General features: G+C 58.1%; 3 rRNA genes. All 3 read right to left on the reverse strand.

Annotated features, from left to right (window positions below):
• Position 1 precedes the first annotated feature (1 nt).
• The 3 genes from rrf to KBX50_RS32425 all read right to left on the reverse strand — a co-directional run bounded on the left by rrf (position 2) and on the right by KBX50_RS32425 (position 5,246).
• Positions 2 to 118 (reverse strand): 5S ribosomal RNA (rrf, locus tag KBX50_RS32415).
• Positions 119 to 220: 102 nt separating this feature from the next.
• Positions 221 to 3,332 (reverse strand): 23S ribosomal RNA (locus KBX50_RS32420).
• Positions 3,333 to 3,731: 399 nt separating this feature from the next.
• Positions 3,732 to 5,246 (reverse strand): 16S ribosomal RNA (locus tag KBX50_RS32425).
• Together the 16S, 23S and 5S rRNA genes form the textbook arrangement of a ribosomal RNA operon.
• Positions 5,247 to 5,299: the final 53 nt, after the last annotated feature.

The following is a 5,299-nucleotide window of genomic DNA, read 5'->3' on the forward strand; positions in this document are numbered from 1 at the left end:
TGTCCGGCGGTGTCCTACTCTCCCACACCCTCCCGGGTGCAGTACCATCGGCGCTGGAGGGCTTAGCTTCCGGGTTCGGAATGAGACCGGGCGTTTCCCCTCCGCCATGACCGCCGTAACCTTATCAACATGTCAAACAACACCAATCCACCAACACGATCCGTGTCGGGTGTGTTGTTTGTTTGTTGTGAGTTACACAGTGGACGCGAGCAGAATCTTTGTAGTCAAGTCCTCGGCCTATTAGTACCGGTCAACTGAACCCGTTACCGGGCTTACATTTCCGGCCTATCAACCCAGTCGTCTAGCTGGGGGCCTTACCCACCCGAAGGTGGTGGGATACCTCATCTTGAAGCAGGCTTCCCGCTTAGATGCTTTCAGCGGTTATCCCTTCCGAACGTAGCTAACCAGCCGTGCCCCTGGCGGGACAACTGGCACACCAGAGGTTCGTCCGTCCCGGTCCTCTCGTACTAGGGACAGCCCTTCTCAAGTATCCTACGCGCACGGCGGATAGGGACCGAACTGTCTCACGACGTTCTAAACCCAGCTCGCGTACCGCTTTAATGGGCGAACAGCCCAACCCTTGGGACCTGCTACAGCCCCAGGATGCGACGAGCCGACATCGAGGTGCCAAACCATCCCGTCGATATGGACTCTTGGGGAAGATCAGCCTGTTATCCCCGGGGTACCTTTTATCCGTTGAGCGACACCGCTTCCACACGCAAGTGCCGGATCACTAGTCCCGACTTTCGTCCCTGCTCGACCCGTCAGTCTCACAGTCAAGCTCCCTTGTGCACTTGCACTCAACACCTGATTGCCAACCAGGCTGAGGGAACCTTTGGGCGCCTCCGTTACCCTTTAGGAGGCAACCGCCCCAGTTAAACTACCCACCAGACACTGTCCCTGAACCGGATAACGGTCCGAAGTTAGATACCCGAATCAACCAGAGTGGTATTTCAAGATTGCCTCCACCCATACTGGCGTATGAGCTTCACCGGCTCCCACCTATCCTACACAAGCCGACTCAAATACCAATGTCAAGCTATAGTAAAGGTCCCGGGGTCTTTCCGTCCTGCCGCGCGTAACGAGCATCTTTACTCGTACTGCAATTTCGCCGGGCCTGTGGTTGAGACAGTGGGGAAGTCGTTACGCCATTCGTGCAGGTCGGAACTTACCCGACAAGGAATTTCGCTACCTTAGGATGGTTATAGTTACCACCGCCGTTTACTGGCGCTTAAGTTCTCCGCTTCGCCCCGAAGAGCTAACAGGTCCCCTTAACGTTCCAGCACCGGGCAGGCGTCAGTCCATATACATCGAATTACTTCTTCGCATGGACCTGTGTTTTTAGTAAACAGTCGCTTCCCCCTGCTCTCTGCGGCCATACAACGCTCCACCCGCGCGGGGCTTCACGTCTCCGGCCCCCCTTCTCCCTAAGTTACGGGGGCAATTTGCCGAGTTCCTTAACCACAGTTCGCCCGATCGCCTCGGTATTCTCTACCTGACCACCTGTGTCGGTTTGGGGTACGGGCCGCTCAGAACTCGCTAGAGGCTTTTCTCGGCAGCATAGGATCACTGACTTCACCTGAATCGGCTCGGCATCACGTCTCAGCCTTCATGCACCACGGATTTGCCTATGGTGCGGCCTACACGCTTACCCCGGCACAACCACCGGCCGGGCTCAGCTACCTTCCTGCGTCACCCCATCGCTTGACTACTACCCGCCAGGTTCCCACGCTCCCCAACCTCGACCCGAAGGTCTCGGCTGGCTCGGGTGGTTAGCACAACGAGGTTCATCAGGGACGCTCCTTCGCGGGTACGGGAATATCAACCCGTTGTCCATCGACTACGCCTCTCGGCCTCGCCTTAGGTCCCGACTCACCCAGGGCGGATTAACCTGGCCCTGGAACCCTTGGTCATCCGGCGGAAGGGTTTCTCACCCTTCTTTCGCTACTCATGCCTGCATTCTCACTCGTGCCGCGTCCACAACTGGGTCACCCCGCTGCTTCACCCCCGGCACGACGCTCCCCTACCCACCCACACACCTGCACACCACCCCCAAAGAAGTGATGCGAAGTCATTGTGTGAGTGCCACAGCTTCGGCGGTGTGCTTGAGCCCCGCTACATTGTCGGCGCGGAACCACTTGACCAGTGAGCTATTACGCACTCTTTAAAGGGTGGCTGCTTCTAAGCCAACCTCCTGGTTGTCTATGCGACCCCACATCCTTTTCCACTTAGCACACGCTTAGGGGCCTTAGCTGGTGATCTGGGCTGTTTCCCTCTCGACTACGAAGCTTATCCCCCGCAGTCTCACTGCCGCGCTCTCACTTACCGGCATTCGGAGTTTGGCTGATTTCGGTAAGCTTGTAGGCCCCCTAGACCATCCAGTGCTCTACCTCCGGCAAGAAACACACGACGCTGCACCTAAATGCATTTCGGGGAGAACCAGCTATCACGGAGTTTGATTGGCCTTTCACCCCTAACCACAGGTCATCCCCCAACTTTTCAACGTTGGTGGGTTCGGCCCTCCACACGGTCTTACCCGCGCTTCAGCCTGCCCATGGCTAGATCACTCCGCTTCGGGTCTAGAACATGCGACTCAAACGCCCTCTTCAGACTCGCTTTCGCTACGGCTCCCCCACACGGGTTAACCTCGCCACATGCCACTAACTCGCAGGCTCATTCTTCAAAAGGCACGCCGTCACCCCGCAAGGCTCCGACGGATTGTAGGCGAACGGTTTCAGGTACTATTTCACTCCCCTCCCGGGGTACTTTTCACCATTCCCTCACGGTACTCGTCCGCTATCGGTCACCAGGAAGTATTTAGGCTTACCAGGTGGTCCTGGCAGATTCACGGCAGATTTCAGGAGTCCGCCGCTACTCGGGAACACCCACAGAAGACCAGCAGCTTTCACCTACCGGACTATCACCGTCTACGGTCGGCCTTTCCAGACCATTCAGCTAACCACTGGCTTTATCACTCCTCACACGAGTGTCAGCTCGTGTAGCAGGGTCCCACAACCCCGACCACGCAACCCCTGACAGGTATCACACGCAACCGGTTTAGCCTCAATCCGCTTTCGCTCGCCACTACTCACGGAATCACTGTTGTTTTCTCTTCCTACGGGTACTGAGATGTTTCACTTCCCCGCGTTCCCTCCACACACCCTATGAGTTCAGGTGCAGGTGACACCACATGACTGATGCCGGGTTACCCCATTCGGACACCCTGGGATCACAGCTCGGTTGACAGCTCCCCCAGGCCTATCGCGGCCTCCCACGTCCTTCATCGGCTCCTGGTGCCAAGGCATCCACCGTTCGCCCTTGACAACTTGACCACAAAGATGCTCGCGTCCACTGTGCAATTCTCAACAAACAACCAACCCACAACCCACCACCCCACACCAGCAACACCACCCACCCAAGAAAAGGGGCGACATCCGGTATGCGAGGCCAGGCCATGCCTGGCGCCTCGGACAAACCCCCACCAGGGATCCATCCACGGCACTGAAAGACAACCACCACGGGTTGTTCCTTCAGGACCCAACAGGGTGCCCTACGCCTCCCCCAGCCGCACCAGAACCCCGTTCCCACCACCCCTCACAGGGCAGCTGTACTAGGAAAATTCCGGCCGTTGCCGAAGAAAAACTCACCAGTGTCTCCGCCAATGAGCACCCCGACCCGACACTCGCGGGCCGCGGGCTCCATACCACCTTTCGGTGGATGGTGCTCCTTAGAAAGGAGGTGATCCAGCCGCACCTTCCGGTACGGCTACCTTGTTACGACTTCGTCCCAATCGCCAGCCCCACCTTCGACGGCTCCCTCCACAAGGGTTGGGCCACCGGCTTCGGGTGTTGCCGACTTTCGTGACGTGACGGGCGGTGTGTACAAGGCCCGGGAACGTATTCACCGCAGCGTTGCTGATCTGCGATTACTAGCGACTCCGACTTCACGGGGTCGAGTTGCAGACCCCGATCCGAACTGAGACCGGCTTTTTGGGATTCGCTCCACCTCACGGTATCGCAGCCCATTGTACCGGCCATTGTAGCATGCGTGAAGCCCTGGACATAAGGGGCATGATGACTTGACGTCATCCCCACCTTCCTCCGAGTTGACCCCGGCAGTCTCCCATGAGTCCCCAACCGAATTGCTGGCAACATGGGACGAGGGTTGCGCTCGTTGCGGGACTTAACCCAACATCTCACGACACGAGCTGACGACAGCCATGCACCACCTGTCACCGGCCCCGAAGGACCCCACATCTCTGTGAGATTTCCGGCGATGTCAAACCCAGGTAAGGTTCTTCGCGTTGCATCGAATTAATCCGCATGCTCCGCCGCTTGTGCGGGCCCCCGTCAATTCCTTTGAGTTTTAGCCTTGCGGCCGTACTCCCCAGGCGGGGCGCTTAATGCGTTAGCTGCGGCACAGAGAACCGGAGAGGCCCCCCACACCTAGCGCCCAACGTTTACAGCGTGGACTACCAGGGTATCTAATCCTGTTCGCTCCCCACGCTTTCGCTCCTCAGCGTCAGTATCGGCCCAGAGACCCGCCTTCGCCACCGGTGTTCCTCCTGATATCTGCGCATTTCACCGCTACACCAGGAATTCCAGTCTCCCCTACCGAACTCTAGCCTGCCCGTATCGACTGCAGGCCCGCAGTTGAGCCACGGGTTTTCACAGTCGACGCGACAAGCCGCCTACGAGCTCTTTACGCCCAATAAATCCGGACAACGCTCGCGCCCTACGTCTTACCGCGGCTGCTGGCACGTAGTTGGCCGGCGCTTCTTCTGCAGGTACCGTCACTTGCGCTTCGTCCCTGCTGAAAGAGGTTTACAACCCGAAGGCCGTCATCCCTCACGCGGCGTCGCTGCATCAGGCTTCCGCCCATTGTGCAATATTCCCCACTGCTGCCTCCCGTAGGAGTCTGGGCCGTGTCTCAGTCCCAGTGTGGCCGGTCGCCCTCTCAGGCCGGCTACCCGTCGTCGCCTTGGTAGGCCATCACCCCACCAACAAGCTGATAGGCCGCGAGCCCATCCCAAGCCGAAAAACTTTCCACCCACAAACATGCGTCCGCAAGTGAATATCCGGTATTAGCCCCGGTTTCCCGGGGTTATCCCAAAGCCTAGGGCAGGTTGCTCACGTGTTACTCACCCGTTCGCCGCTCGAGTACCCCGAAGGGCCTTTCCGCTCGACTTGCATGTGTTAAGCACGCCGCCAGCGTTCGTCCTGAGCCAGGATCAAACTCTCCAACAAAAACCTGAAGGAAAATCCATCCCAGCAACAAAAAATGTTGCCAAAGGAATCCA

This window comes from Micromonospora sp. C51, from assembly GCF_018070435.1.
Taxonomy (GTDB): domain Bacteria; phylum Actinomycetota; class Actinomycetes; order Mycobacteriales; family Micromonosporaceae; genus Micromonospora; species Micromonospora sediminimaris.